The sequence below is a fragment of the Roseovarius sp. AK1035 genome (genome assembly GCF_003288315.1).
GTDB lineage: Bacteria > Pseudomonadota > Alphaproteobacteria > Rhodobacterales > Rhodobacteraceae > Roseovarius > Roseovarius mucosus_A.
The window spans coordinates 710,744-735,800 of sequence record NZ_CP030099.1 but is presented as its reverse complement, the minus strand read 5'-3'; the positions used below and the strand labels follow the sequence as shown (position 1 = coordinate 735,800).

Genomic DNA, 25,057 nt, shown 5'->3' with positions numbered 1-25,057 from the left:
GCAAAGAGGAAACAGGGGCATGCCATGGTGGCACTGATGCGGTTGCTGATCTTTGGATTGATCGCCCTGACGGTGATCTATCTCGCGATTTCGTGGTATTCGCGCTCTGCCCGGCGGCGGAAAATGGAGCTTGATTGGGAAGAAGCGGGTCGTCCCGGCGACAGGACTACCTATATAGAGGCAGGGATGGTGCAGTATGAGCGCTCTTTGCGCAAACGGCTGATCTGGCTGGTCTATATTGTTCCGGTGACGGCGGTGGTGGTCATTATATATCTGACGAACTTCATGTAAGGGGGCCGCGCGATGGTCTATGTCAAATGGGTTTTCTGGGGGCTGTTCTGGTCCGGTGTAATTGCGTTTCTGCATTACACATTGCCGCAGCATGACGTGGTGCGGATTACGGATACCTATGAAAAGCGGGTCAATCCGGGTGACAATGCGCTGTTCTGGTCGAATGCCAATACCGGCGAGGACCCTTCGGCGACCGAGCGTGATGTGTTCTTCATCCAGACGTTCCGGGCCAATGAAAAGCCGATGATCTATCGCAACGAGGATACGGGTTGGGGCTGGCCGCCCTATTTCAAGTTCGACACCTCGAACCTACAGGCCGAAGCCTCGGATATGATGTCGAAGAAAGCTGCCGGGAATGCTCAATGGGTCGTCGTGCGCCATTATGGCTGGAGGATTGAGTTCTTTTCGATTTTTCCCAATGCCATCAGCATTTGGCCCGTCGAGGGGCCGGATGTGCGGATCATTCCTTGGGTCAAGATCGTGGTTCTTCTGATGCTCGCTGCTGCGGCATGGGCGATCCGGGTGCGTTGGCGGCGGTTTTGGCAAGGACGACAGGAAAAGGATGACACCGAATGGAGCGTCGGACGCGGGTGAAAACCGCGCCTCGACGTTTCAGCGTTTGCCGTAGTAGAGGCCCACGACATGCTCGGCCTCTGCAAAGAACAGCCAGCGTGAGGCGGCAATCCCGGCGACATGGGCGATGACTGCGATCACAGCCAATGCATGGCTGAACGGCACCAGCAACAGCAGGACAGGCGCGGCGTAGCCAAGACCAAAGGCAATGCCGCGCAGTTTCAGAGCATGTTTGCGCCCGACCTGAAAGACCAGTTCACGCAAAAGGTAATTCGGCCCGGTATGGGGTGGCTCGAAGGCGCGCACCGCGCCGATATGCCCGAGTCCCGTTGCTGTCGCCATATCCGTGCCCGCGGCTTTAAACGCACCATCGCCCCGCACCCACCAGAGGATTTGCAGAACGCCCGCAATCGGGATCAGGATGAGCGCTGTGCTGACCTGTCCCGCCAGAAGTGCGCCCCCAGCCAAGGAAATCGCGATCAAGAGCGCGGGGGTGAGCGGGGTCTTCCAGCGTGGCACGGTTTTGAGTTGGGCATAAATCATCGAGGTCGTGAACACGGTAGCAAGCGAGAGCGCTGAACCAAGCCAGCCGAGGAGCGCCAAGCGCTCATCGAAAAACACGAGCCCCGCACCATAGAGCGCCATCAACATAAGTGCAGCAACCGCGCACACGCCTTCGCGGCTGAGCCAGCTTGACCGCCATTGGCTAAACGCCTTCCATGCGCGTTCGGGATGCCCGAGGTGAAAGGTCGAAGCCATGAGCCCGCCCACAGCCAGTGCATAGCCGATGGCGAAAAAGGCAAAGGCAACCCAGCCCGTGACCGCAGGCAGGCCCAGACCCAGCCAGAAAAGCAGGCCAAAACCCAAACCTGAGAGCGTGGTAAAGACGATGACGGAAGGGGCGGGATGCATCAGAGCTTCTCCAAGGTCTTGTCGAGCCAGCCAATGAAGCCCTTGGGTTCCTCAATCACGGGGGCCAGGAACGGTGCCAGAATGTCGATCTCGCCCACTGGTTTGGGTTGATCGAGCCGGTCCTTGGGGCGCGGCGGCAGGTATTTGTTGACGGGTTTGGTGCCCTGTTCCGGCATAAGGTCTAGGCCGCCGCGTTCGGCGGTCAGCTTTGAGACATTGCTTTCGGGATCGGCAAAATCGCCGAAATGGCGCGCACCGGCGGGGCAGGTCCGAACGCAGGCGGGAACGCGGTCTACCTCTGGAAGGTTCTCGTTATAGATGCGATCCACGCAAAGTGTGCATTTCTTCATGACACCTTCGGCTTGATCCATCTCGCGCGCGCCGTAGGGGCAGGCCCAGGCACAGAGACCACAGCCGATGCAATCGGTCTCGTTGACCAGAACGATCCCATCCTCCACCCGCTTGTAGCTGGCCCCGGTGGGGCAGACGGTGACGCAGGGCGCATCGTCGCAATGCAAGCAGGATTTGGGGAAATGGATCAGTTGTGCAGCGGGGTGCGGCATGGCAGAGGTTGCCAGCGGCTGCACCTCATAGCTGTGAACCCGGTTCAAGAAGGTGCCGGACGGATCGGCACCGTAGGGCTGCTGATCCGACAGTGGCGCACCGTAGTTTTCGGTGTTCCAGCCCTTGCAGGACACCACGCAGGCGTGACAGCCGACGCAGGTGTCAAGATCAATCACAAGGCCCAGTTTGCGGGTGGTGGATGCGGGAAGCGTTGTCATGCGCGGCGCTCCTCATTGATATGGGGCCGGATGCTCACCGGTTCTTCGCGGCTCTTGTCCCATGTGGCGATGAACCAGATGAACGAACCGACACTGAAGGCGACAAAGGCCAGAATGGCCAGCAATGTCAGAGTTTTGCCGCTCATTTCCCGACCTTCCATTCCAGATGGTCCGGGCCGTGTCCGACCGGCGATTTGATCGGGGCAAAGGCGGGCTGCGCCTCTGATGGCGCGGCGGCCTTGGCGATCTTGACGCGCAGGTCGAACCACGCCGCCTGTCCGGTGATCGGGTCAGAGTTGGACCATCTGAGGCCATCACCCTTGGGTGGCAAAAGCTCGTGGATGAGATGGTTGAGCAGGAAGCCGCGCGTCGCCTCGGGGGCATCGTCAGAGAGCGCCCAAGCGCCCTTGCGCTTGCCGATAGCGTTCCAAGTCCAGACCGTGTTCTCATTGAGTGCTGCCATATGGGCCACCGGCACGGTAATCTCGCCATGGGCAGAGGTGACACACGCCCAATCGCCGTCGCTAAACCCATGTTTCTCCCAGAGCTTGGTTGGCAAATAGAGCGGATTATGGCCGTGGATCTGGCGGAGCCATGCGTTTTGGGTGCCCCAAGAGTGATACATCGCCATCGGGCGCTGTGTCAGCGCGTGGACGGGGAATTCATCGGGATCGACATGCGCATCCTCGAACGGCGGATACCAGATCGGCAGCGGGTCCATCGTGGCCTTGATCCGCGCGCGCAGATGGTCTGGGGGTTGGCGGTCGCCGTGCCCTTCAGCGGCCAGTTGGAATTTGCGCATGGTTTCGACATAGAGATCAAAGACATAGGGCTGTGGCGTGTCAAAGAGACCCATGCCAACGGCCCAGGTCTGATAGGCCATGTTCCATGGTTTATAGTAATTCGCGCCGTCTGGGATGTGGCTGACGAAAAAGCCGCCGTTCTCGATGTAGCGGTTCAGCTGTTCGGGGTTGGGCGCACCGCGCCCGGTATCAGCGCCATCGCCGCGAAAGCCTGAAAGCGGACCGATGCCGAGCTTACGCTCGTGGTTGACGATGTAATCGGCGTAATCGGTATATTTCGCTGCGCCATCCTCGGCGGTGAAGCTGGGCAGCTTCATCTTGTTGGCCAGTTGCACCAGCACGGTTTGAAAGCCGCGCACATTTCGGTCAGGTTCGATCACCGGCCAACGAATGGCATCGGCGGCGGCATCCGCCTCGCAAATCGGGCGATCCAGCAGCGAGATACAATCGTGGCGTTCCAGATAGGTCGTATCGGGCAGGATCAGATCGGCATAGGCGACCATTTCAGAGCTATAGGCATCCGAATAGATGATGCGGGGAATGACATAATCGCCGCTCTCATCCTTGTCCGTCAGCATCTCGATCACGCCGCGCGTGTTCATCGAGGAGTTCCACGACATATTGGCCATGTACATGAACAGCGTGTCTATCTTGTAGGGATCGCCGGCATGGGCGTTGGAGATGACCATATGCATCAACCCATGCGCGGACATCGGATTTTCCCATGTAAACGCCTTGTCGATGCGGGCGGGCGTGCCGTCGGGCTTGAGCGCGAGATCTTCGGGGCCGCGCACAAAGCCCAGATGCGGGCCGTCGAGCGGGCAATCGGGTTGCACGCCGCAATGCGGTTTGGGATGGGCGCTGACGGGCTTTGGATAGGGCGGCTTAAAGCGGAAACCGCCGGGCACTTCGACGGTCCCGAGCAGGATTTGCAGGACGTGCAGGGCGCGTGCCGTCTGAAAGCCATTGGAATGGGCTGAAATCCCCCGCATGGCGTGAAAGCTGACCGGGCGGCCTGTCATGGTCTGATGTGTCTCGCCCCGGAAATCGGTCCATTCGTGATTTAGGGTGATTTCCTCTTCGAACGCCACGCGAGCAATCTCGGCGGCGATGCGGCGGATCTTGTCCGGCGTGACGCCGCAGCGCGCGGCCACCGCTTCGGGGGCGTATTGCGGATCGAGGTAGCGCTCTGCCATCAGGTGCATGACGGGACGGTGGGTGATGCCATCGGCCACGTGTGTGGCGCTGAGGTCGGGGCGCACACCGGGTTTATCAAAGGCGGTAAGCGCGCCGGTGGCCCGGTCGATCACCAGCGGTTTGCCATCGGCGTCGCGCAGGAAAAGGCCGTGTTCGGGCGATTTGGGGTCGGCATTCACCAGCACGGGCGCATTGGTGTAGCGGGCGAGATAGTTGAGGTCGATCTTGCCTGCCTGCATCAGTTCGTGAATGAGAGACAGGATGAAAAGCCCATCAGTTCCGGGGGTTATGCCGACCCAGTCATCGGCCACGGCATTGTAACCCGAGCGGATCGGGTTCACGCCAATGACGCGCGCGCCGCGCGCCTTGATCCGGCCAATGCCCATCTTGATCGGATTGCTGTCATGGTCTTCGGCTACGCCGAAAAGGATGAAAAGCTTGGTATGGTCCCAATCCGGCTGGCCAAATTCCCAGAAGGCACCGCCCATGGTGTAGATGCCCGCCGCCGCCATGTTGACCGAGCAAAAGCCGCCGTGCGCTGCGTAGTTTGGCGTGCCGAAATTCTGCGCCCAAAAGCTGGTGAAAGACTGCGATTGATCGCGTCCGGTGAAAAACGCGAGCTTTGAAGGATCGGATTTGCGGATCGGTTCAAGCCAATCACAAGCGATTTGCAGCGCTTCGTCCCAAGAGATTTCCTGAAACTCGCCCGAGCCTCGGGGGCCGACACGTTTCAGGGGGGCGCGCAGGCGCGAGGGGGCGTTGACCTGCATGATGCCGGCAGATCCCTTGGCGCAGAGCACGCCTTTGTTCACGGGGTGATCGCGGTTGCCCTCGATATACGCGACTGTGCCGCCCTTGAGATGCACATTGATCCCACAACGACAGGCGCACATGTAACAGGTGGTTTTGCGCACCTCATCCGAGACATGCGGCGAGGTGTTGATGCGTGGCTGATGTGTCATGGCTGGCCTTTGTCCTCTGTCGGCGTCACGTTATGGTAGATGAAACCCAATCGCGACCATCTTCTTGATTATTTTCATTTCCTGAAAACATATCTCGGGAATTCTGAATTTAACGGTCTTTTTTCCCAATTTTCACCTCAGTCGTCAGACAGCAGGCGTTGCGCATCGCCTGCAATCATGCGTTCCTCTTGGGCGGGAATGATCCAGCAGGCGATGCCAGAGCTGTGGGCGTGCAAGCGGGTGTCACCCGCTGCATTGGCGCGCGCGTCGATCTGTGCCCCGAGCCAAGAAAGCCCATCCATGATCCGGGCGCGCACGGGGGCGGCGTTTTCGCCGATGCCGCCGGTAAAGGCCACGGCATCCAGCCCCTGCATTGCGGCGATGAGCGATCCGGCGTGCCGGATGGCCCAATAGCAGAAATGCTCTACCGCAAAGGTGCTTGCCGGGGATGGGTCTGCGAGCAGGGCGCGCATGTCCGAGAGGCCGCCCGAGAGGCCGCGCAGCCCGCTTTCCTTGTTCAGAAGCGTGTGGGTGGCGGCGATACCGTCCTCCTCGGCCAATCGCAGCACCGCGTTGCCGTCGATCATGCCGGTGCGGGTGCCCATGGTCAGCCCCTCAAGAGGTGAGTAGCCCATTGATGTTGCGATAGATTCCCCGTCACGGATGGCGCAGATCGACGCGCCGTTGCCAAGGTGAAAGGCCAAGAGGCGAGAGGGCAGGGGCGTGCCGGTCAAACCGGGCAGGCTGTCAACGAGAGAGGCATAGGAAATGCCATGAAAGCCATAGCGCCGGATGCCGCGCGCCTCGATCTGAGGCGGCAGGGCATAGCGGGTGGCGACCTCGGGGTTGCTCGCGTGAAAGGCGGTGTCGAACGCGGCCACCTGCGGCAAGTCGGGGGCGAGGGCGGCCAATGTCTCGATCGCAGCGATATTGTGGGGGTTGTGCAGGGGCGCGAGCGGCGTGCAGGATTTGATCGCGCGGAGCACCTCGGGGGTGATGCGCGTGGGCTGTGTCAGTGTCGTGCCACCATGCACCACGCGATGTGCGGCGGCGGCAAAGCGACTGATTGGAAAACCTTTTGTTTCAAGCGCTTGCAGGATGGCGTGCAGGGCGGTTGCATGGTCTGGGAATGCTTGGGTCGTTTTCACGTCGCCCAGTTTGAGCGTGCCGGGGCCGCCGATACCATCGGCGATCCCGGTCAATACTTGGGTGAGCTGGCCGTCAAAAACGGCGAGCTTGATCGAGGATGACCCGGCATTCAGGACCAGAACAAGATCGCTGTTGCCGGGTTTCGACATGGGTCAGACCTGCTGCTCGCGCATGTCGGCGGGGTCGATCCCGGCGACGGCCACGGGTTTCTTCATCGCGTCGCGGCGGAAGGGCTCGCCCAGTTCCTGATTGATCATGGCCTCGATAAGCGTGGTCTTGCCGTGTTCCATCTGATCCTTGATCGCGGTGTTGAGCGCGTCGGTCAGTTCCTCCATCGTGCGGGCGATGACGCCCTTGAGGCCACAGGCCTGTGCAATCCCGGCATAGCTAACCTGTTGATCCAGCTCTGTTCCGACGAAGTTGTCGTCGAACCAAAGGGTTGAGTTGCGCTTTTCGGCGCCCCACTGGTAGTTGCGGAACACGATCTGCGTTACGGCGGGCCATTCGCCGCGACCGATGGCGGTCAGTTCGTTGACCGCGATGCCAAAGGCACCGTCGCCGGCAAAGCCCACAACCGGCACATCGGGCTGGCCGATTTTTGCACCAACGATGGAGGGCAGGCCATAACCGCAGGGGCCAAAGAGGCCGGGGGCGAGATATTTGCGGCCCTCTTCAAACGATGGGTAGGCATTGCCGATGGCGCAGTTGTTGCCAATGTCGGAGGAAATGATCGCTTCGCGCGGCAGGGCGGATTGGATCGCGCGCCAAGCCATACGGGGGCTCATCCAATCGGGTTTGTCAGCGCGGGCGCGCTCGTTCCAGCTTGTGCCGGGATCGTCATCCTCGTGGTCCATCGAGCTGAGCTGTTGTGCCCATGTCGATTTTGTCTGTGCGATCAATGCTTTGCGGTCGGCGCGGTCGGTGTCGCCCGCGCTTTCACCCAAATGGGCGAGGATCGAAGTGGCGACTTTCTTGGCGTCGCCGACGATGCCCACGGTTACTTTCTTGGTGAGGCCGATACGGTCGGGGTTGATGTCGACCTGAATGATTTTTGCCTCTTTGGGCCAATAGTCGATGCCGTATCCCGGCAGGGTCGAGAACGGATTGAGGCGGGTGCCAAGGCAGAGCACGACATCGGCGCGCGAGATCAGTTCCATCCCTGCTTTTGAACCGTTATAGCCCAAAGGCCCGGCGAAAAGCGGGTGAGAGCCGGGGAAGGCGTCATTGTGCTGATAGCCGACGCAGACCGGGGCATCGAGACGCTCGGCCAGTTGGCGCGAGGCGTCGATACCATCCGCGAGCACCACGCCCGCGCCGTTGAGGATGACGGGAAACTTGGCCTCGGTCAGCAGTTTGGCAGCATCGGCAATCGCGCCTTCGCCACCCGAGGGGCGCTCAAACTCGACAATTGCGGGCAATTCGATGTCGATGACTTGGGTCCAGAAATCGCGGGGGATGTTGATCTGGGCTGGTGCGGATGCACGTTTTGCTTTGAGAATCACACGGTTAAGGGTTTCTGCGATGCGGGTAGGGTCGCGCACCTCTTCCTGGTAGGCGACCATATCTTCGAACAGTTTCATTTGTTCGACCTCTTGGAAGCCGCCCTGACCAATGGTCTTGTTGGCGGCTTGCGGGGTCACGAGCAGCAGGGGGGTATGGTTCCAATAGGCGGTTTTGACGGCGGTCACGAAATTTGTGATGCCGGGACCGTTCTGAGCGATCATCATCGACATCTTGCCGGTGGCACGCGTGTAGCCATCGGCCATCATGCCGGCAGAGCCCTCATGCGCGCAGTCCCAAAACGTGATCCCGGCCTTGGGGAAAATATCCGAGATCGGCATCATGGCAGAGCCAATGATCCCAAAAGCGTGTTGGATTCCATGCAGTTGCAGGGTTTTGACAAAGGCCTCTTCGGTGGTCATCTTCATCGGCTGGGTCCTCTGGATCGGGCGCGCAGTGGCGGTTAAAGGGATATCTGAAGCGAAACTAGCGGTGTGTGGGGGTTACTTCTAGGGCCAGAAGGCAACGTAGGGTAAGGCCAGAAGATTTTAAAAATGAGAATAGGGGTATCAAAAATTGGAAGTTATAGTTTTCTGGCTGCTCTGATGGATGAATGGCGAAATCATTTAATATGTTGATTGTAGTCAATAATATTTGAATTCATCTCCTAAGGGCCCTGTCCGAAGGCCGAGGCCAATTCCCGCGCGATATGGGCAATTCCTTGGGGGATGCGGTCTGAAGGGATCGAGGAATAAGCGAGACGATAGAAATTGCGTGGTCTGTCGGTGCCGTGAAAGAAAGGATGCCCCGGCTCGATCAACACGCCCGACTGCCGGAGGGCGTTATCAATCTGGCCCATGTCTATGTGATCCGGGGCCTGCATCCAGATGGAGGAGCCGCCAAAAACGCCACGCCCGGCGACGTCAAGACCGTGATCAGCCAAGGCGCTCTCCATCACGCTGCGCCGGCGCGCAAAGACCTGACCCATGCGGCGCACGAGGCTGTCGTAGTGACCAAGCGAGAGGAAATAGGCCGCTGTGCGCTGAATATGGCCCGGCGGATGGCGCAGAACCGAGGCGCGCAGGGCGCGACACTCTCGAATAAATGATTTGGAACCAACAAGGTAGCCAAGCCTTAGGCCCGGAAAGATCGACTTGGAGAAGGAACCCACGTAGATCACCCGCCCCTCGGTATCGAGGGATTTCAGGGCCGGAAGGGGTGCGCGGAGAAAGGAGACCTCGAACTCGTAGTCATCCTCGACGATCAGCGCCTCCATCTCGGCGGCGCGGGTGAGCAGCGCCTTGCGCCGCGCAAGGGGCATGGTGGCGTTGGTCGGGGCCTGATGGCTGGGCGTGGTAAAGATCACGTCGGCCTCATCGGGCAGGTTTTCCGGCGGCAGACCGTCGCGGTCGACGTCCACCGGCATGAGGTGACAACGCGATTGCATGAGAATGTCGCGCAGAGCGTGATAGCAGGGGTTTTCGATCGCGGCGGTGCGGCGTTGGGTCAAGAGCACCTGCGCGGTGAGCCATAAAGCGTTCTGCGCGCCCATTGTGACAAGGATTTCATCGGGTTGCGCGATGATGCCGCGACGCGGCAAAGTGTGGCGGGCGATAAACTCGATCAGTTTAGGATCGTCTTGATCGTAGTAATCTGCGGTGAGGGCCTGAAAATCCTTGGCCCCAAGCGCCTGTAGCGCGCAGTGACGCCAGTTGGCGTGATCGAAGAGCGCGGGATCGGTCTGGCCGTAGATGAAGGGATAGGGGTAACGCGCCCAATCCTGCGGCTTTTCGGGCGTATCGCCGCCGGTGAAGCGGCGGCCAAGTGCGCGGGACCAATCAATCGTGTCGCCGCGTGGTGCGGGGGCTGTGAAGGCCGGAGGTTCTGGTGCGTTTTCAGAGACATAGTAGCCGGAACGGTCGCGCGAGGCGAGGTAATCATTGGCCTGCAATTCGGTCAAGGCCAGGGTCACGGTGATGCGGCTGACACCCAGATGTGCGGCGAGTTTGCGGGAAGAGGGCAGTTTCTCGCCCTTGCGAAAGCGGCCTGACAGGATGCCCTGCGCGATCATCTGCTGGATCTGCGCCTGAAGCGTGCCCTCAGCCTCGGGGGCGAGAAAAAAGGTTTCGACCGGAATCGCCATGGGGACAGATTAGACTGGACTTATGGCGTGCGCAATCTGGTCTGGTGTGGTGCGCGGCTGGGGATCGTAAGCTGTGTAAGGTCCGTAAGGGGATTTTGTAAGGTCGGTCACGGCGTGGGAAAGGCGGCGTTGAAGGCCGTGTCGCCCTTTGGGGTGAATCGGACGATCCGGGTGCCGGGGACGCGGTGCGCCCAACCCAGAGCCTCGATATGCGCGAGCAGGCCACGCCCCAGGCGCCCGGCCAGATGGGCGCGCCGTTCGGACCAGTCAAGACAGTCGCGGCACATGGCGGTGCGGGGCGATGGGAGGTGGTCTGGGTCAAGCCCGAGGGAGGTGATGAAGCGGTGGCCGCTGTCGGTGAGCGTGAGGGTTGTGTCGTCCTGCTGGAGAAAGCCGCGTGCGCGCAGGCTGTCATACATCCGGGTGCCCATGTCGCCCGCGAGGTGGTTGTAACAGACGCGGGCGCGGCGCAAAGCCGGGTCGCGCGGACCGGGGCGGGTGCGCAGGTGGCCCGCGCCTGCCGCGATGCCCATCAGGGCCTCAATGAGATGCGCCACCTCATCCGAGGCGAGGCGGGTGTATTTGTGCCGCCCCTGTCGCGCTTGGGTGACAAGACCGCCTGCTTCGAGACGGGCCAGATGAGCGGAGGCGGTTTGCGCGGTCACGCCCGCCTCTGCCGCCAGTTCGGTGGCGGTGAGGGCCTTGCCGCTCATCAAAGCGGTCAGGATGTTGGCGCGGGCTGGGTCGCCGATGAGGGCGGCGATGCGGGCGATGTCGGGGCCTGTTTTCATAGTTCGATGGTAGCCGAAGCATTAACGCTGCGCAATCGGGTAGATCTGGGGCTGCAACCATTTGGAAAGGAGTGCCGTGCCATGCTGACATGTGTGATTCGCTATCATATCGACCCAACCAAGAGAGAGGAGTTTGCACAATATGCCCGCAACTGGGGTGAGGCGATCCCGCGCTGTGGGGCGGATCTGATCGGATATTATGCCCCGCATGAAGGCAGCAGCACGCTGGCCTATGGCATTTACAACATCCCCTCTTTGGCAGCTTATGAGGCCTATCGCGGGCGGCTGGCCGATGATCCGCTGGGGCGCGAGAACTATGAGTTTGCGCAGCGCGAGAGGTTCTTGTTGCGTGAGGACCGCGTTTTCCTGAAGCTGGTGAGCGGAGGGGGATGATGGAAACTGTCGGGCTGGCGCGGTGGTGCGCAGGCGGCAGACGGGGGCAAGCGGCCATGGTGGAGGAGTGCCGCCCAAGCGGAAAGCCGAGGCAAAAAGCCGTGGAAGAGAGCCGAGGCCATAGGCTAAGGCATAGAGCCAAGGCAAGCGGTCACAGTATGCAGCCAAGGACCGCAGTAATGGCAAACGGCGCAGGCAAGCGGGAGGGTGTGAGATGATTGCAGTGATATTCGAGGTGATCCCCGGTGAGGGGCAAAAGGAGCCGTATCTGGAGATGGCGGCCAAGATGCGCCCGCTGGCCGAGGCGATTCCCGGCTTTATCAGCGTCGAGCGGTTTGAGAGCCTGACCCAACCCGGCAAGCTTTTGTCGCTGTCGTTCTGGGAGGATGAGGCGGCGGTGATCCGGTGGCGGCAACTGGCGGAACATCGCGGGGCGCAAAGGGCGGGGCGTCAGGTGATGTTTGACGACTACCGTTTGCGGGTGGTCAGCGTGATCCGGGATTACGGCATGCATGAGCGGGATGAAGCCCCCGAAGACAGTCGTGCGGCGCATGGCGGCTGAGCTGGGGTGCACGGTGGCGGGTGTTGACGCCAGAGGTACGGCAGAACGCTGAGACGGGGCTGGCGAGATGAGGCGCGCAAGGGCGCTGTGGCTGGGTTTCGGGTAAGGATTACGAGCGCCAAGGATTTGACTGGCATGCCCCGGCTAGGCGCAGGGCGCGGGCGTGATGGTGAGGGGCGCAGGGACGCGGTAGAACAGGAGCAAGGTGCAGGGGCTGACACAATCTTCGCCAAGCTGTGATTTGTACCCATGCGGTGATGCCGTTAGCCAATGGGTGTTTGGAACGGGGATCGGTGCATATGGCATTTCACGAAAAGATTACTCTGTCATCGCAGGACAAGATCGATGCTGTGGCGCTGTTGGTGCTGCGGTTGGGATTGGCGTGGTTCATTTTCCTGTGGGCGGCGCATAAGATCATCACGCCGGGGCAGTATCAGGATCTTGCGCGCAATTTCGACGGGGTCGAGGTGAGCCTGAGCCAAGTGTACCTTGCGGGCGGCGCGCAGATCGCGCTCTGCCTGTTGGTGGCGCTGGGGGTGCTGCGGTATTTTTCCTATGGCAGCCTGTTGATCATGCATTTCTTTACCGTGACGCGGCGCTGGGAGGGGTTTTTTGATCCCTTTGCCGTCAATGAGCGGGGGTTCCCGGTAAACCGCAATCAGGTGATTGATCTGGCGGTTCTGGCGGCGTTGATCGCCTTGGTGCTGCTGATCCGCCGGGATCATTTTAGCGTGGGCGGCTGGTTGGCGCGGCATGACCGGGCGCGGTGGTGGATGTAGAGATTGGCACTGGCGCGGGCGGGATGGGCTGCCTAAAAGGGGCAGGACCACATCTGAAAGGACATCCCATGAGTGAGATTACCCGTCTTCATACCGGCCCCCGCATGAGCCAAGCGGTTGTGCATAACGGCATCGTCTATCTGGCAGGGCAGGTTGGCAAGCCCGGTGACAATGTGACCGAGCAGACCAAAAGCTGTCTGGCGCAGGTCGATGCCTTGTTGGCAGAGACTGGAAGCGACAAGACGCGCATTCTGCAAACCATCGTGTGGCTGGCGGATATGAAGGATTTTGCCGAGATGAACGCGGTTTGGGATGCCTGGGTGCCGCAGGGCCACACGCCCGCGCGCGCGGCGGGTGAGGCGAAGCTTGCGACGCCGGATTATCTGGTCGAATTCATCGTGACGGCGGCGCAGGCGTAAGGGTTTGCCCCGTCTTTGCGTCTTGTGATGCTTGTCCCGGGGTTGATCCGGGACCTTTGCTTTGCTGGGCGAGAGGCCCCGGGTCAGGCCCGGGGCGTGAACCACGAATTAGAACCCGCCTTGGAGTGATCCGGGGCGGGTTTTCTGTTTCAAACCCTCAGTTGCGCAGGGCGGGCAGGCCGATGCCCGTCGCCTCGAACCCGCCATCGACGGCGATGATCTGGCCGGTCACGTAGCTGGCGGCGGGTGAGCAGAGGAAGGTGATGACCGATGCGATTTCATCCTCGCTGCCGTAGCGGTTGAGGGGGATCGCATCGTGGTAGGCGGCGATGATGTCGGGGGTATGCACGGCCATGGCGAGTTTGGTCGCAACCGGGCCGGGGCAGACGCAATTGGCGCGCACGCCGAATTCGCCCAATTCCGCCGCCTGTTGCAGGGTCAGGTGTTTGACGGCGGCCTTGGAGGTACCATAGGCCACGCGCAGGGTCGAGGCACGCAGGCCAGAGATGGAGGCGATGTTGACGATGGCACCGCGGGCGTCACAGAGCGCCGGGCGCAGTGCTTGGCTCATCAGGAACACACCGTCGAGATTGGTGTCCATCACGGTGCGCCAACGGGCGAAATCGGTTTCGGCGAGGGGGCCGAAATCGGCCACGCCCGCGTTGTTAACGAGGGCGTCAACCGAGGGGGCGGTGGCGGTGACATGGGCGGCCATCTGCGCCACCTGATCGGGCTGCGAGACATCGCAGAGCACCGGATCAACGCCCGAGAGCGGGTTTGCCGCCTCTTGTAGGGCTGCGGCGTCGCGGTCGATCATCACCACGCGCCAGCCCATGGCCAGAAATTGCCGGGTGGTGGCCAGGCCGATGCCGCGCGCGGCCCCGGTGACGACAGCGGTTTTCGGGGCGGCGGTTTTTGGGCTGTCGGTCATGGGCTTAGTCCTGTTGCGGGGTGGCGTCGTGGCGATAGGCGGGGCGGCCGATGCTGTCATAGGCGATGAAGCCGGCGCGTTTGGCATCCTTGACCGAGTAAATGTTGCGCAGGTCGGCCATGCGGGGGCTGGTCATCTTGCGCGCCAGACGCTTGAGGTCGAGGGCGCGGAATTCGTTCCATTCGGTGAGCAGGACCAAAAGATCGGCTTTGTTGGCGCATTTATAGGGGTCTTCTTGCCAGGACACGCCGGGCAAGAGCGCCTCGCCCTCGCGCTGGCCTTGTGGGTCGGTGACGCGGACGCGCGCACCGCCGCCGACAAGGGCGGGAATGATGGTGAGCGCGGGGGCATCGCGCATGTCGTCGGTATTGGGTTTGAAGGTGACGCCCAAGATGGCGATGGTCTTGCCGTTGAAAGAGCCGTCGCAAAGATCGAGCAGTTTGTCGATCATGCGGCGTTTCATTTCTTCGTTCACGGTGATGACTTTTTCGGTGATCTGCATGGGCAGGCCGTGATCCTGACCGATGCGGGCCAAGGCGCGGGTGTCCTTGGGAAAGCAGGAGCCGCCATAGCCGGGGCCTGCGTGCAGGAATTTGTTGCCGATGCGGCCATCAAGGCCGATGCCGTGGCTGACCTGTTTCACATCCGCGCCGGTGCGTTCGCACAGCGCCGCGATTTCGTTGATGAAGGTGATCTTGGTCGCGAGAAAGGCGTTGGCGGCGTATTTGATCATCTCGGCGGATTCGAGATCGGTGGTGACGATGGGAAAATCACGCAGGTAGAGGGGGCGGTAGATCGCGGCCATGACATCGGCGGCGCGGTCGGTCTGGACGCCGACGACGACGCGGTCGGGTTTCATGAAATCGTCGATGGCCGCCCCTTCGCGCAGGAATTCGGGGTTGGAGGCGACATCGAAGTCAAGGCTTGGGTTGGCCTTTTTGATCACCTTCTTGACCGCGCGGTTGGTGCCGACGGGGACGGTGGATTTGGTGACGATCACCACATACTCTGAGGCGGCGCGGGCGATTTCCTCGGCGGCGGCCATGACATAGGTGAGGTCGGCGTGGCCATCGCCGCGCCGGGTTGGGGTGCCCACGGCGATGAATACGGCCTCGGCCCCGGTGATGGCCTCGGCCAGGTCGGTGGTAAAGCGGAGGCGGCCCGCCTCGACATTCTTGGACATGAGCGCGTCAAGCCCGGGCTCAAAGATCGGCACCTCGCCGCGCAGGAGCATGGCGATCTTGTCGGGGTTTTTATCGACGCAGGTCACGTCATGGCCGAAATCGGAAAAACATACCCCCGAGACAAGGCCCACGTAGCCCGTTCCGATCATCGCAATTTTCATGTTACATGCCCTTTGACGCAAACCTCTGGATTAGACTGTATTGGGGGTCGACTCGGGTGTGTCAACGCGCTGTGGTGTCCTGTAGGGGAAAACAGGTAAGCCTGTGGCGTTGGGTGGATAAGGAGAGAGACGATGGCGGCAAAGCTGTTTGGGACGGACGGGGTTCGGGGGCAGGCGAATAGCTGGCCGATGACAGCGGATGTGGCGCTGCGTCTTGGGGCGGCGGCGGGGGGATATTTTCGCCGCGACAAGCAAGAGCACCGCGTGGTGATCGGCAAGGATACGCGGTTGTCGGGCTATATGATCGAATATGCGCTGACGGCGGGATTCACCTCGACGGGTATGAACGTGTTTCTGCTGGGGCCGGTGCCGACGCCGGCGATTGGGTATCTGACCCATAGTTTACGCGCCGATGTGGGGGTGATGATCTCGGCCAGTCACAACCCGGCCTCGGACAATGGGATCAAGCTGTTCGGGCCGGATGGTTACAAGCTGAGCGATGAGGCGGAGGCGGGGATCGCGCGGCTGCTGGATGAGGGCGCGCGGCTGGCGGCACCGGAGAAGATCGGCCGGGCCAAGCGGATCGAGGATGCGCGCGGGCGCTATGTGGAATATGCCAAGACCACCTTTCCGCATCGGCGGCGGCTGGAGGGGCTGCGGATCGTGCTGGATTGTGCCAATGGCGCGGCGTATCGCACGGCGCCGGAGGTGCTTTGGGAATTGGGGGCTGAGGTGATCCCGATGGGGGTGGAACCGGACGGGTTCAACATCAACCTCGATTGTGGATCGACCAAGCCGCAGGCCGCTGCGCGCCGGGTGCTGGAGACGCGGGCCGATCTGGGGATTTGTCTGGATGGCGATGCCGATCGGGTGGTGTTGATCGACGAGCAGGGGCGGATCGCAGATGGGGATCAGTTCATGGGGCTGATTGCCACGCGCTGGGCACGTGAGGGGCGTCTGGCGGGCAATACTCTGGTGGCGACGGTCATGTCCAACCTGGGGCTGGAGCGGCATCTGGAGGCGCAGGGCATTGCGCTTAAGCGCACGGCGGTGGGGGATCGCTATGTGGTCGAAGAGATGCGCGCGGGCGGTCATAACCTTGGTGGAGAGCAGTCAGGCCATATTGTGATGACTGATTATGCCACCACCGGTGACGGTTTGATCGGCGCGTTGCAGTTTCTGGCGGCGATGGTCGAGACGGGCGAAAAGGCCAGCAGTCTGGCGCAGGTGTTCGAGCCGGTGCCGCAGAAGTTGATCAATGTGCGCTTTGCCAAGGGTAAGAACCCGATGGCGACCGATGCGGTGCAAAGCGCCGTGGCTGCGGCGGAGAAGCTGTTGGGGGGCGATGGGCGGCTCTTGGTGCGGCCCTCGGGGACCGAGCCGATGATCCGGGTGATGGCAGAGGCGCTTAATCCGGGGGTTCTGGATCAGGTGATGGATTCGGTGGTGGGTGCGGTGCGGCAGGAGAGCTGAGGGGTATCACGAGATGAGCTGCGTGGATTGCTGGGCCGGGGACTAGCGACGCAACATCTGTAATTGGCAATTTATGCCAGCAAAATCCGTATGGCTTCGAAGTGTCGCGCAACGCCTCAGCATCGCTAGGCCGCGGGACGGCCCAGCGATCCGCGCGGCGGCGCGTGCCGCGCCTTGTTCCGCGCGGGGACATTCCGAGGGCTGAATAGAGTTAAAAACCTTTCCCCCCCAAACGCAAAACGGCCCCGCCGGATCGGTGGGGCCGCTTCGTGTCTGGCGCATTGCAACCGGCGCGGGGCCGGTTGCGGTTTGCTTAGCGGTCGCCCTTGAGGGCTGCGCCGAGGATGTCGCCGAGCGATGCACCCGAATCGGAGGAGCCATACTGTTCGACGGCTTCTTTTTCTTCGGCGATTTCGCGGGCCTTGATCGACAGACCCAGACGGCGGGTCTTGGCGTCGACATTGGTGACGCGCACGTCGAGCTTGTCGCCGACCGAGAAACGCTCGGGGCGCTGATCGGCACGGTCACGGCTGAGGTCGGAGCGGCGGATAAAGGACTTCATGCCCTCATATTCCACTTCGATGCCACCATCCTCGATCGCGGTCACGGCAACGGTGATCACCGAGCCACGCTTGACGCCACCGACGGCCTCGGAGAACTTGTCGCCGCCCAGAGCCTTGATCGAGAGCGAGATACGCTCTTTCTCGATGTCGACTTCGGATACAACGGCATGAACCATGTCACCCTTTTTGTAGCTCTGGATGGCATCTTCGCCGCGCTCGTCCCAGCTGAGGTCCGAGAGGTGGACCATGCCGTCGATCTCGCCTTCGAGACCGATGAAGAGACCGAATTCGGTGATGTTCTTGACTTCGCCCTCGACCTCGGTGCCCTCGGGGTGTGTTTCTGCAAACACTTCCCACGGGTTGCGCATGGTCTGCTTGAGACCGAGCGACACGCGGCGCTTGGCCCCGTCGATTTCCAGCACCATGACTTCGACTTCTTGCGAGGTCGACACGATCTTGCCGGGGTGGACGTTTTTCTTGGTCCAGGACATTTCCGAAACGTGCACCAGACCTTCGACGCCCGGCTCCAGCTCTACAAATGCGCCGTAATCGGTGATGTTGGTCACGCGGCCCGTATGGGTCGATTCCAGCGGGTATTTGGCGGCAACCAGATCCCACGGATCTTCTTGGAGCTGCTTCATGCCCAGCGAGATGCGGTGCGTGTCTTTGTTGATCTTGATGACCTGCACCTTGACGGTTTCGCCGATTGTCAGGATCTCGGAGGGGTGGTTGACGCGACGCCATGCCATGTCGGTGACATGCAAGAGGCCGTCCACACCGCCCAGATCGACGAAGGCGCCGTATTCGGTGATGTTCTTGACCACACCGTCAACGGTCTGGCCTTCGGTCAGGTTGCCGATCACCTCGGCGCGCTGTTCGGCGCGCGATTCTTCGAGGATGGCACGGCGCGACACGACGATATTGCCGCGGCGACGGTCCATCTTGAGGATCTGGAACGGCTGCTTGAGACCCATCAGCGGGCCAGCGTCACGCACGGGGCGGACATCGACCTGAGAGCCGGGCAGGAAGGCCACGGCACCGCCCAGATCGACGGTGAAGCCACCTTTGACGCGGCCAAAGATGGCCCCATCAACGCGCTCTTCGTCGGCATAGGCCTTTTCAAGACGGTCCCATGCCTCTTCGCGGCGGGCCATCTCGCGGCTGATCACGGCTTCGCCCTTGGCGTTCTCGGCGGACCGCAGGAACACTTCGACCTCATCGCCAACGGAGATGTTGGGGGTCTCGCCGGGATTTGCGAATTCTTTCAGATCAACGCGGCCTTCCATTTTGTAGCCGACGTCGATGATGGCTTGGCCCGCTTCGATTGCGATGACCTTGCCTTTGACAACAGACCCTTCCTCGGGTGTGTCCATTTCGAAGCTTTCGTTCAAGAGGGCTTCGAATTCCTCCATAGATGTATGTTGAGCCATGTGGTCTCTGGTTTCCTTTTAACGGTTTTCTGGCCGAGCGGTTGTCTCCGCCGGTCTTTCAGGGTTTCGTTGGTCGGGCGGGTCACAAAACAAAGAGGGCCGGTGGTTCCGACCCTGCTCGATCTCTTGTGTCCTGTGGCCTTATTCGCCTTTGGTGACAGGCGCGCGTATACAGGGGCTTGGCGGGATAATCAAGCCTGTCGGGGGCGGAGGCCGGAGCCGGTCGTTATCGGCAGGTTTCACGGCTGAGTTCGCCGTCAGGCATCACGGTGTTGCACAGGATCGCCCCGTCAAAGCGGGCGTTGGTGATGTCGGCGTCCTTGAGCCGGGCCCCGGACAGGTCCGCGCCGCGAAAGTCGGCGTCGCGCAGGGAGGCCCCAACAAAGGTTGCGGCCTTGAGCGAGGCATTGCGCAGGTTGATGCGGTCGGCGCGGGCCTCGTCCAACTGGGCAAGAAAGAGGTCGGTGGTGGAAAAATCGCTATCCTCGAGCGTGGCCCCGATGAGGTTGGCCCCGACGAAGGCCTGACCGGCAAAAGCCGCCTTTGTCAGATCGCAACCGGGGCAAGAGCCGGTATCGCTGAGTTCGGTCGAATCGCTGAAGGTGGGGGTTGCCAATGCCATGAGGCAGGCGGCCAAGGCGAGGGGGCGGGTCATCGCATAGGTCTCCGGGGTGTTCCAGTCAGAGGGTGAAAGAACCGGGGGCGGGGTGCCCCCGGTGCTCATAGGTTACTGGAGGGTTTCGTTCTGGGCTTGAACGCGCTTGATGATGCGTTGGTTCAGCGCCTGATCCTGGCTCGCGGCCTGCGCGATTTCGAGATAGCTGTCCATGGTTATGCCGTCCGTTGTCTCGATCACGTCGGTGATCTCGGCATTGGCCTCTTTAATGATGGCGGTTTGCTGATCCTCGGTTTCGGCGCTCTGGAGGAGGGGGGTGTATTTCTCGCGCACGCTGGCCACTTCGATCAGGGCGCTGGTGAAGGCGTCAAGCTGGTCTCCGGAATACTCTGCGGCCTCTTGCGCCACCGCACTCTGGGCGGTGAACACGGTCATCGGGGCCGCGGCAAGCGCCAAGGCGAGGGCGGCGGTGGATGCGGTCAGTGTCTTGTGGAAGGACATGCTGCCTCCTTTCTGGTCTGGTTCAAGTGCAACAGGATGGGCCTGTTGCAGACAAACCTAAGGACCATGGCCGGGCATGCAACCGGATGGGCGGCATCTCGCCGGAAGGGGCATCACCCTTGGGCGGCGGTCACGATGGCGATGGCGCGGGCTGTGGCCTCTTCGATGGTCATTTCAGAGGTGTCGAGCAGCACCGCGTCTTCGGCGGGTTTGAGGGGGGCGGTGGCGCGGGCGCTGTCGCGGGCGTCGCGGTCGCGCAGGTCTTGGGCCACCTCTTCGAGGGTCACGTCATGGCCCTTGCCGGTCAGTTCAACGTGGCGGCGGCGGGCGCGCTCGGCATCGGCGGCGGTGACGTAGAGTTTGACCTCGGCCTCGGGGCAGATGACGGTGCCGATATCGCGCCCGTCTAGCACGGCCCCGCCTGCACGCCGGGCAAAGGCGCGTTGGAAGTCGAGCAGCGCTTGGCGCACCTCGGGGATGGCGGCCACGCGGCTGGCGGCCTGGCTGACATCCGGGGTGCGCAGATCATCGGCGTCTAGATCTTCGGCGCGCAGGGATTGGGCGGCCTCGACCGGATCGAGCCCGGTGAGCATCCGCCGCCCGGTGGCGCGGTAGAGCAGCCCAGTGTCCAGATGAGCAAAGCCGAAATGCGCGGCCAAAGCACGGCCAATGGTGCCTTTGCCCGCCGCTGCGGGGCCGTCGATTGCGATGGTGAATGCCATGGGCTGCCCTTTCGTGATCGGACCCTCTGACTAGCCGATTGAGGCGCGGGCCTCAAGCATCGCTTGACGTGCGCGCAGGGCCAAGGCATCACGCCTCTATGATGATATACAAGATATTGCGTGGGCCGGAATGGGCCCAACTGCGGGCGGCGGGCGAGAGTGCTGGCGCGCCGGTCGATCTGGCCGATGGCTATGTGCATTTTTCCACCGCTGAACAGGCGGCGGAAACGGCGGCCAAGCATTTTGCCGGGGCCGAGGGCCTGATGCTGGTGGCGGTTGCCGTGGACCGGCTGGGCGAGGCGCTAAAATGGGAGGTGTCGCGCGGTGGCGCGCTATTCCCGCATCTCTACCGCGAGATGCGCCTGTCGGATGTGGCATGGGCACAGCCTTTGCCGCTGGTGGACGGCGTGCATCAGTTTCCGGCAGGTCTGGAATGAGCGGGATGGAGCGTCTTGGCCTCAGCCTTTTGCACCGGGTTGATCCGGAGCGGGCGCATGGTCTGGCGCTCCGGGCGTTGCAACTGGGATTGGTGCCCGCACCGGGGGCCTATACGAGCGCGCGGCTGCGGACCAATCTGGCGGGGTTGCGCCTGCCCAATCCGGTGGGATTGGCGGCGGGGTTTGACAAGAACGCCGAGGCGCTGGGGCCGCTTGCCCGTGCCGGATTTGGATTTATCGAGGTGGGGGCGGTAACGCCGCGCGCACAGCCGGGCAACCCGCGCCCGCGCCTCTTCAGGCTGAGTGAAGATCGGGCGGTGATCAACCGATTCGGGTTCAACAATGCAGGCATGGAAGCGGCGGCGGTGCGGTTGGCGGCGCGGCCACGCGATGCGGTGATCGGTCTTAACCTTGGGGCCAACAAGGACAGCGCCGACCGGGCCGACGATTTTGCCCGCGTTCTGGCGCATTGCGGCGCGCATCTGGATTTTGCAACGGTCAATGTCAGCAGCCCCAACACCGAGAAGCTGCGCGAGTTGCAGGGGGCGGAGGCGCTGATGGGGCTGCTCAAGGGCGTGATGGAGGCACGCGATTGGTTGCCGCAGCCGATCCCCATTTTCCTCAAGATTGCGCCGGACCTGAGCGATGCGGAATTGAGCGAGATTGCCGATGTGGCGCGGGCCTCGGGCCTGAATGGCATCATTGCCACCAATACGACGCTGGGCCGTGAGGGGCTGATGAGTGCCGCAAAGGGTGAGGCGGGGGGCCTGTCGGGGCAGCCTTTGTTCGAGAAATCAACGCGGGTATTGGCGCGGCTGTCGCAACTGACGGGCGGGGAAATGCCGCTGATTGGTGTGGGGGGGATTGCCAGCGCAGAGCAGGCCTATGCCAAGATCCGCGCCGGGGCGAGTGCCGTGCAGCTTTATTCGGCGCTGGTCTATCAGGGGATGTCTTTGGTCGCAGAGATTGCCCGGGGTCTGGAGCGGTTGTTGCAGCGGGATGGGTTTGGCAGCGTGGCGGAGGCCGTGGGCGCGGGGCGGGACGAATGGCTGTGATCACCTATTGGCACAATCCGCGCTGTTCCAAATCGCGCGCTGGATTGGCGCTGTTGGAGGAGCATGGGGCAGAGGTGGTTGTGCGGCGCTATCTGGAGGATGCGCCGGCTGTGGCAGAGTTGCGGGCTGTTTTGGTGCTGTTGGGCTGTGCGCCGATTGAGATGATGCGCCCCTGTGAGCCGCAGTTCAAGGCGCTGGGATTGGGGCGCGAGAGTGCGGCGGAGGATTTGCTGGCGGCGATGGCGGCGCATCCGATCCTCATTGAGCGTCCGATTGCGATCGGGGCCGCACGTGCGGTGATCGGGCGGCCACCGGAGGCGGTGCTGGGGGTTTTGTGACTATTTGCGCCAAGCGGTGAGCCGCGCGGTCGCTGGGCCGGGGACTAGCGAAACAACGGACGTGGATGCCAGTTTATGCCAGCCAAGTCCGTGTGACCCATCTGAATTGCGCGCCCTCTCAAAATCGCTAGGCCGCGGGACGGCCCAGCGATCCGCGCGGCACCTTCGGTGCTATTCGCGCGGGGGCTGTGGGGCGACTTACCCCTTCAACAATTCGGGATATTGACCGCGAGACCACCGAGCGAGGTTTCCTTGTATTTCTCGCTCATGTCGAGGCCGGTCTGGCGCATGGTCTCGATACAGGCGTCGAGCGGCACGAGGTGGGTGCCATCGCCGCGCAGGGCGAGGGAGGCGGCAGAGACCGCCTTGATTGCGCCCAAGCCATTGCGCTCGATGCAGGGCACCTGCACGAGGCCGCGCACCGGGTCGCAGGTCATGCCAAGGTGGTGTTCCAGCGCGATTTCGGCGGCGTTTTCAATCTGGGCGGGGGTGCCGCCCAAGACGGCGGCAAGGCCAGCCGCGCCCATGGCGGCGGCGCTGCCCACCTCGGCCTGACAGCCTGCCTCGGCGCCCGAGATGGAAGCGTTGTATTTCACCAGACCACCGATGGCGGCGGCGGTGAGCAGGAATTCTTCGATCTGGGTCTCATGCGCGCCCGGCACATGCTCGAGCCAGTATTTGATCACCGCAGGCACCACGCCAGCGGCACCATTGGTGGGCGCGGTTACAACCTGCCCGCCAGCGGCGTTTTCCTCGTTCACCGCCATGGCATAGGCGCTCATCCAGTCGTTGATCTTGTGCGGGGCGGTGAGGTTGGTGCCACGCTCGGCCACCAGCGCGTCGCGGATGCCCTTGGCGCGGCGTTTGACCTTGAGGCCGCCGGGCAGGATGCCTTCGGCGTTGAGGCCGCGTTCGATGCAGTCGTTCATCACCTGCCAGATGCGGGCCACGCCAGAGCGCAGGTTTTCAGGGCCGCCACGGGCGATTTCGTTGGCGCGTTTCATCTGGGCGATGCTTTTGCCCGAGCGTTCGGCCATTTCCAGCATCTCGGCGGCGGATTTGAACGGGTAGGGGATGGGCGTGCCGTCGTCGGTGGCCTTGCCTGCGGCCAATTCCGCGTCGGTCAGCACAAAGCCGCCGCCGATGGAATAATATGTTTCCTGCAGGATCACGTCGCCTTGGGCGTCGGTGGCCATCAGGATCATGCCATTGGCATGGCCGGGCAGGTTGGGGCCGAAATCAAAGACCAGATCTTCTTTGGGATGGAATTTGAGCGTGGGCAGGCCGGGCGGGGTGACGCTATGGCTGTCGCGGATGTGCTCTAGCGTCGCCTCGGCCTTGTCATTGTCATAGGTGTCGGGAAGAAAGCCTGCGAGGCCAAGGATGGTGGCGCGGTCGGTGGCGTGGCCCACGCCGGTAAAGGCAAGGCTGCCATGCAGCGAGCCGCGCAATCCGGCATAATGGAAGGGGGAGGCGCGCATTTTGTCCAAAAAGCGCGCGGCTGCGACCATCGGCCCCATGGTATGCGAGGAGGAGGGGCCGATGCCCACCTTGAACATATCGAAGACGGATAGAAACATGTGGCGCGCTCCCTGATCGCGGGTCTTATCGCTGCTTAACCCTTGATCTACTTGTCCGAAAGCGACGCTTCAAGGGTGGCTCCTTGCCATGTGATCGGATCAGGTGGCGCTGCCCTCGGGCGGATTGCAATACTGGGGGGCTGTGAAGGGGTGGGGGCCCAGCCCTTCGGCAGTGGCCACGCGGCTTGTGGCGGGGCGGGTTTCAAGATGCGTCAAGAGCGCGTGCAGACGTGGCCAAGCGCCTGCGTCATAGGTGCCGCGCGTGCCCTCGGGATAAAGCGCGCGCCAACGCATCAGGCAGGCGAGATAGTAATCCAGCACCGAGGGGGTTTCGGGCGAGAACCAAGGGGCAGCGCGAGTTTCCAGAATATCGAGATGATCTGCAAAGCGCGCCTGCATCGTGGCGCGCAAAAGGCCCTGTGCGGCGGGATCTGACCCCACGTATTTCTCGGGATAAAAGCTTATGCGCAGGGCGGTATGGGCGGTGTTCGCAAGGAAGAACAGCCATTTGAGAAAATCGCCACGGTCGGGCGATTGCGGCGCAGGCGCAAGCCGGGCGTGCCGGTCTGCAAGCCAGAGCAGGATCGCGCCGGTTTCGAAAATAGGCCCTTCGGGCGTTTCCAGCGTTGGGATCAGCCCGCCGGGGTTGAGCGCCAGATACGCGGGGGCGGCATGGGCCTGTTTGGAGCGTTCGAGCAAGACTGTGTCATAGGGTATGCCCAATTCCTCGAGCGTGAGGCGGATGATCACCGAGGCGTTGTCGGGGGCGTAATGCAGGCGATAGGGCGTGGTCATCCTGTCCTCTTGGGC

At 62.1% G+C, this 25,057-nt stretch carries 26 protein-coding genes; 10 read left to right on the top strand and 16 right to left on the bottom strand.

The window, feature by feature from the left end; genetic code table 11:
• Nucleotides 1–24 precede the first annotated feature (24 nt).
• Nucleotides 25–291 carry a hypothetical protein gene (locus tag RAK1035_RS03565; RefSeq protein WP_037296811.1) on the top strand — a complete coding sequence of 89 codons (267 nt, stop codon included), beginning with the start codon at nucleotides 25–27 and terminating at the stop codon, nucleotides 289–291.
• Nucleotides 292–303: 12 nt separating this feature from the next.
• On the top strand, nucleotides 304–885 hold the full coding sequence (locus RAK1035_RS03560) for a DUF1523 family protein (protein ID WP_008279552.1): 582 nt from the start codon (nucleotides 304–306) through the stop codon (nucleotides 883–885).
• Nucleotides 886–903: 18 nt separating this feature from the next.
• On the opposite strand, the gene RAK1035_RS03555 is transcribed toward RAK1035_RS03560, so the two are convergent.
• The 8 genes from RAK1035_RS03555 to RAK1035_RS03525 all read right to left on the bottom strand — a co-directional run bounded on the left by RAK1035_RS03555 (nucleotide 904) and on the right by RAK1035_RS03525 (nucleotide 11,103).
• Nucleotides 904–1,776: a dimethyl sulfoxide reductase anchor subunit family protein gene (locus RAK1035_RS03555; RefSeq protein ID WP_008279551.1), complete on the bottom strand. Its 873-nt coding sequence runs from the start codon at nucleotides 1,774–1,776 to the stop codon at nucleotides 904–906.
• Entirely contained in the window at nucleotides 1,776–2,558 is a 783-nt protein-coding gene (locus RAK1035_RS03550) for a 4Fe-4S dicluster domain-containing protein (RefSeq protein ID WP_008279550.1), read from the bottom strand. Before RAK1035_RS03550 ends, RAK1035_RS03555 begins: the two co-directional genes overlap by 1 nt.
• Nucleotides 2,555–2,704 (bottom strand): hypothetical protein, encoded by a 150-nt coding sequence (locus tag RAK1035_RS20350; protein ID WP_198133556.1) that lies wholly within the window; start codon nucleotides 2,702–2,704, stop codon nucleotides 2,555–2,557. Before RAK1035_RS20350 ends, RAK1035_RS03550 begins: the two co-directional genes overlap by 4 nt.
• On the bottom strand, nucleotides 2,701–5,520 hold the full coding sequence (locus RAK1035_RS03545) for a molybdopterin oxidoreductase family protein (RefSeq protein ID WP_008279548.1): 2,820 nt from the start codon (nucleotides 5,518–5,520) through the stop codon (nucleotides 2,701–2,703). The genes RAK1035_RS20350 and RAK1035_RS03545 overlap by 4 nt, the downstream gene beginning before the upstream one ends.
• A gap of 137 nt (nucleotides 5,521–5,657) precedes the next feature.
• A complete protein-coding gene (locus RAK1035_RS03540) occupies nucleotides 5,658–6,818 on the bottom strand; it encodes an acetate/propionate family kinase (RefSeq protein WP_008279547.1) in 1,161 nt (386 codons plus the stop codon).
• Nucleotides 6,819–6,821: 3 nt separating this feature from the next.
• Entirely contained in the window at nucleotides 6,822–8,597 is a 1,776-nt protein-coding gene (xsc, locus tag RAK1035_RS03535; RefSeq protein WP_008279546.1) for a sulfoacetaldehyde acetyltransferase, read from the bottom strand.
• 239 nt (nucleotides 8,598–8,836) lie between these two features.
• Nucleotides 8,837–10,312 carry a MocR-like pyridoxine biosynthesis transcription factor PdxR gene (gene pdxR / locus RAK1035_RS03530; protein WP_008279545.1) on the bottom strand — a complete coding sequence of 492 codons (1,476 nt, stop codon included), beginning with the start codon at nucleotides 10,310–10,312 and terminating at the stop codon, nucleotides 8,837–8,839.
• A gap of 107 nt (nucleotides 10,313–10,419) precedes the next feature.
• Nucleotides 10,420–11,103, bottom strand: a complete 684-nt coding sequence (locus RAK1035_RS03525) for an ArsR/SmtB family transcription factor (protein WP_008279544.1) — start codon at nucleotides 11,101–11,103, stop codon at nucleotides 10,420–10,422.
• Between the two features lie 81 nt (nucleotides 11,104–11,184).
• Here RAK1035_RS03525 and RAK1035_RS03520 point away from each other — a divergent pair, with 81 nt between their 5' ends.
• The 4 genes from RAK1035_RS03520 to RAK1035_RS03505 all read left to right on the top strand — a co-directional run bounded on the left by RAK1035_RS03520 (nucleotide 11,185) and on the right by RAK1035_RS03505 (nucleotide 13,256).
• Nucleotides 11,185–11,496, top strand: coding sequence for an NIPSNAP family protein (locus tag RAK1035_RS03520; RefSeq protein WP_008279543.1), 312 nt, complete (start codon nucleotides 11,185–11,187; stop codon nucleotides 11,494–11,496).
• 214 nt (nucleotides 11,497–11,710) lie between these two features.
• Nucleotides 11,711–12,058, top strand: coding sequence for an antibiotic biosynthesis monooxygenase family protein (locus RAK1035_RS03515; RefSeq protein WP_008279542.1), 348 nt, complete (start codon nucleotides 11,711–11,713; stop codon nucleotides 12,056–12,058).
• Between the two features lie 299 nt (nucleotides 12,059–12,357).
• Nucleotides 12,358–12,837 carry a hypothetical protein gene (locus tag RAK1035_RS03510; RefSeq protein ID WP_008279541.1) on the top strand — a complete coding sequence of 160 codons (480 nt, stop codon included), beginning with the start codon at nucleotides 12,358–12,360 and terminating at the stop codon, nucleotides 12,835–12,837.
• A 68-nt stretch (nucleotides 12,838–12,905) separates the two neighbouring features.
• Nucleotides 12,906–13,256, top strand: a complete 351-nt coding sequence (locus RAK1035_RS03505; protein WP_037296808.1) for a RidA family protein — start codon at nucleotides 12,906–12,908, stop codon at nucleotides 13,254–13,256.
• Nucleotides 13,257–13,413: 157 nt separating this feature from the next.
• On the opposite strand, the gene RAK1035_RS03500 is transcribed toward RAK1035_RS03505, so the two are convergent.
• Both RAK1035_RS03500 and RAK1035_RS03495 read right to left on the bottom strand, forming a co-directional pair.
• On the bottom strand, nucleotides 13,414–14,187 hold the full coding sequence (locus RAK1035_RS03500; RefSeq protein WP_008279539.1) for an SDR family NAD(P)-dependent oxidoreductase: 774 nt from the start codon (nucleotides 14,185–14,187) through the stop codon (nucleotides 13,414–13,416).
• Nucleotides 14,188–14,191: 4 nt separating this feature from the next.
• Nucleotides 14,192–15,532 (bottom strand): UDP-glucose dehydrogenase family protein, encoded by a 1,341-nt coding sequence (locus tag RAK1035_RS03495; protein WP_008279538.1) that lies wholly within the window; start codon nucleotides 15,530–15,532, stop codon nucleotides 14,192–14,194.
• A gap of 132 nt (nucleotides 15,533–15,664) precedes the next feature.
• Between RAK1035_RS03495 and glmM the strand changes: the two genes are divergently transcribed.
• Entirely contained in the window at nucleotides 15,665–17,005 is a 1,341-nt protein-coding gene (gene glmM, locus RAK1035_RS03490) for a phosphoglucosamine mutase (RefSeq protein ID WP_037296805.1), read from the top strand.
• Nucleotides 17,006–17,318: 313 nt separating this feature from the next.
• Here the strand turns inward: glmM and rpsA are convergent, their stop codons facing one another.
• The 4 genes from rpsA to RAK1035_RS03470 all read right to left on the bottom strand — a co-directional run bounded on the left by rpsA (nucleotide 17,319) and on the right by RAK1035_RS03470 (nucleotide 20,837).
• Nucleotides 17,319–18,998 (bottom strand): 30S ribosomal protein S1, encoded by a 1,680-nt coding sequence (gene rpsA / locus RAK1035_RS03485; protein ID WP_081507470.1) that lies wholly within the window; start codon nucleotides 18,996–18,998, stop codon nucleotides 17,319–17,321.
• A gap of 226 nt (nucleotides 18,999–19,224) precedes the next feature.
• Nucleotides 19,225–19,653, bottom strand: a complete 429-nt coding sequence (locus RAK1035_RS03480) for a pentapeptide repeat-containing protein (protein ID WP_008279535.1) — start codon at nucleotides 19,651–19,653, stop codon at nucleotides 19,225–19,227.
• Between the two features lie 72 nt (nucleotides 19,654–19,725).
• A complete protein-coding gene (locus tag RAK1035_RS03475; protein WP_008279533.1) occupies nucleotides 19,726–20,115 on the bottom strand; it encodes a DUF4168 domain-containing protein in 390 nt (129 codons plus the stop codon).
• Nucleotides 20,116–20,228: 113 nt separating this feature from the next.
• Complete coding sequence (locus RAK1035_RS03470; protein ID WP_008279532.1) at nucleotides 20,229–20,837, bottom strand: (d)CMP kinase; 609 nt, start codon at nucleotides 20,835–20,837, stop codon at nucleotides 20,229–20,231.
• 98 nt (nucleotides 20,838–20,935) lie between these two features.
• Here RAK1035_RS03470 and RAK1035_RS03465 point away from each other — a divergent pair, with 98 nt between their 5' ends.
• From RAK1035_RS03465 to arsC, 3 genes are read left to right on the top strand one after another with little or no spacing between them, the layout of a single operon-like run.
• Entirely contained in the window at nucleotides 20,936–21,274 is a 339-nt protein-coding gene (locus tag RAK1035_RS03465) for a DUF952 domain-containing protein (RefSeq protein WP_008279531.1), read from the top strand.
• Complete coding sequence (locus RAK1035_RS03460) at nucleotides 21,271–22,329, top strand: quinone-dependent dihydroorotate dehydrogenase (protein WP_008279530.1); 1,059 nt, start codon at nucleotides 21,271–21,273, stop codon at nucleotides 22,327–22,329. The genes RAK1035_RS03465 and RAK1035_RS03460 overlap by 4 nt, the downstream gene beginning before the upstream one ends.
• Entirely contained in the window at nucleotides 22,320–22,667 is a 348-nt protein-coding gene (arsC, locus tag RAK1035_RS03455; protein ID WP_008279529.1) for an arsenate reductase (glutaredoxin), read from the top strand. The genes RAK1035_RS03460 and arsC overlap by 10 nt, the downstream gene beginning before the upstream one ends.
• Before the next feature lie 206 nt (nucleotides 22,668–22,873).
• On the opposite strand, the gene RAK1035_RS03450 is transcribed toward arsC, so the two are convergent.
• A complete protein-coding gene (locus RAK1035_RS03450) occupies nucleotides 22,874–24,247 on the bottom strand; it encodes an L-serine ammonia-lyase (RefSeq protein ID WP_037296801.1) in 1,374 nt (457 codons plus the stop codon).
• Between the two features lie 99 nt (nucleotides 24,248–24,346).
• Nucleotides 24,347–25,042, bottom strand: coding sequence for a glutathione S-transferase family protein (locus tag RAK1035_RS03445; protein ID WP_008279527.1), 696 nt, complete (start codon nucleotides 25,040–25,042; stop codon nucleotides 24,347–24,349).
• Between the last annotated feature and the right edge of the window lie 15 nt (nucleotides 25,043–25,057).